We start from the raw sequence: 2,500 nt of genomic DNA on the forward strand, positions 1-2,500 counted from the left end.
TGGTTGCGGGGGCAGGATTTGAACCTGCGGCCTTCAGGTTATGAGCCTGACGAGCTACCGGGCTGCTCCACCCCGCGTTTGAGGCTGTGTTGATGTTTGTTTTGATGGTAGTTTTTGAGGGTAGTCTGGAAGATCTGGCGGCGACCGACTTTCCCGCGGCTTAAGCCGCAGTATCATAGGCGCTGGGGTTTTTCACGGCCGAGTTCGGGATGGGATCGGGTGGAACTCTCCCCGCCATGGCCACCAGATCATCCAGACCACCCTAGGGTGTGTGTGGATGCGGTTGGTGCGTGAGTATGTGTGACGTGTGTTATGGATGATTTCTGTGCACGGGCTATCCGTAAGGATAGTGTGAGAGTGAGCCTATTGGGTGATTAGGACCAGTTAGCTGCACGTGTTACCACGCTTTCACATCTGGCCTATTAACGTGGTGGTCTACCACGACCCTCAGGGAGATCTAGTTTTGAGGTGGGTTTCCCGCTTAGATGCTTTCAGCGGTTATCCCGTCCATACTTAGCTACCCGGCTGTGCCGCTGGCGCGACAACCGGTGCACCAGAGGTATGTTCATCCCGGTCCTCTCGTACTAGGGACAAATCCTCTCAAATCTCCAACATCCACGGCAGATAGGGACCGAACTGTCTCACGACGTTCTAAACCCAGCTCACGTACCACTTTAATCGGCGAACAGCCGAACCCTTGGGACCTGCTCCAGCCCCAGGATGTGATGAGCCGACATCGAGGTGCCAAACCTCCCCGTCGATGTGGACTCTTGGGGGAGATCAGCCTGTTATCCCTAGAGTACCTTTTATCCGTTGAGCGATGGCCCTTCCACGCGGGACCACCGGATCACTATGGCCGACTTTCGTCTCTGCTCGAGCTGTCACTCTCGCAGTCAGGCGGGCTTATGCCATTGCACTCAACAGCCGGTTTCCGACCGGCCTGAGCCCACCATCGCGCGCCTCCGTTACACTTTGGGAGGCGACCGCCCCAGTCAAACTGCCCACCATACAGGGTCCCGGACCAGGCTTACTGGCCGCGGTTAGACATCAGAAAAATTCAGGGTGGTATTTCAAGGATGGCTCCACGAGAACTGGCGCCCTCGCTTCAAAGCCTCCCACCTATCCTACACAGAATGTCTCTGATGCCACTGTAAAGCTACAGTAAAGGTTCATAGGGTCTTTCCGTCTGACCGCGGATACCCCGCATCTTCACGGGGAATTCAATTTCGCTGAGCCGATGCTGGAGACAGCGGGGAAGTCGTTACGCCATTCGTGCAGGTCGGAACTTACCCGACAAGGAATTTCGCTACCTTAGGACCGTTATAGTTACGGCCGCCGTTTACCGGGGCTTCAATTCAGTGCTCTCACACCTCCTCTTAACCTTCCGGCACCGGGCAGGCGTCAGACCCTATACGTCGTCTTTCGACTTCGCAGAGTCCTGTGTTTTTACTAAACAGTCGCTACCCCCTGGTCTGTGCCACCCACAAATGGTTGCCCAAATGTGGGTCTCGCTTATCCCGAAGTTACACGAGTAATTTGCCTAGTTCCTTCAGCATCGTTCTCTCAAGCGCCTTGGTATGCTCTACCAGTCCACCTGTGTCGGTTTAGGGTACGGTCTATACGCCAGAGCTATTTCCTGGAATGCTCCAAAAGCCGGTCCAATCCGTTAAGGACCAACAACATATCGCATTCGTCACTTCTGGCAGGTTCAGGAATATTCACCTGATTCCCATCGACTACGGCTTTCGCCCTCGCCTTAGGGGCCGACTAACCCTGCGTGGATTAACCTTGCGCAGGAACCCTTGGACTTTCGGCGACAGTGTTTCTCGCACTGTTTGTCGCTACTCATGTCAGCATTCGCACTTCCGATATCTCCAGAAGGGGTCACCCCGCTTCCTTCACAGACCTACGGAACGCTCCGCTACCGCGCATACATAGTATGCACCCACAGCTTCGGCACGTGGCTTGAGCCCCGTTACATTTTCGGCGCAGGGTTTCTAATTAGACCAGTGAGCTATTACGCTTTCTTTAAAGGATGGCTGCTTCTAAGCCAACCTCCTGGTTGTTTTGGAATCCCCACATCCTTTCCCACTTAGCCACGATTTAGGGGCCTTAGCTGGTGGTCTGGGCTGTTTCCCTCTCGACAATGGACCTTAGCACCCACTGTCTGTCTGCCAGGCTAAACTTCCGGGTATTCGGAGTTTGGTTGGGTTTGGTAAGGCTTTGGGCCCCCCTAGCCCATCCAGTGCTCTACCCCCCGGGGTCAACACCTGACGGTCTACCTCAATAGATTTCGCGGAGAACCAGCTATCTCCGAGTTTGATTGGCCTTTCACCCCTAGCCACAGCTCATCCCCGACTTTTTCAACAGGCGTGGGTTCGGCCCTCCAGTGCGTGTTACCGCACCTTCAGCCTGGCCATGGCTAGATCACTCGGTTTCGGGTCTTCTGCCAGCAACTATGCGCCCTATTCAGACTCGCTTTCGCTACGCCTACACCTAT

Annotated in this window: 1 tRNA gene and 2 rRNA genes (1 of these 3 cut by a window edge); all 3 read right to left on the bottom strand. The window is 55.0% G+C overall.

The features are described 5' to 3' along the window. Nucleotides 1-77 (bottom strand) — tRNA-Met (locus Absy_RS11465). Between the two features lie 55 nt (nt 78-132). Continuing rightward, nucleotides 133-248: ribosomal RNA gene (gene rrf, locus Absy_RS11470) — 5S ribosomal RNA — on the bottom strand. Nucleotides 249-353: 105 nt separating this feature from the next. Further along, nucleotides 354-2,500 (bottom strand): 23S ribosomal RNA (locus Absy_RS11475) (it continues 595 nt past the right edge of the window).

The sequence above is a fragment of the Acetobacter syzygii genome (assembly GCF_000964225.1).
GTDB lineage: Bacteria > Pseudomonadota > Alphaproteobacteria > Acetobacterales > Acetobacteraceae > Acetobacter > Acetobacter syzygii.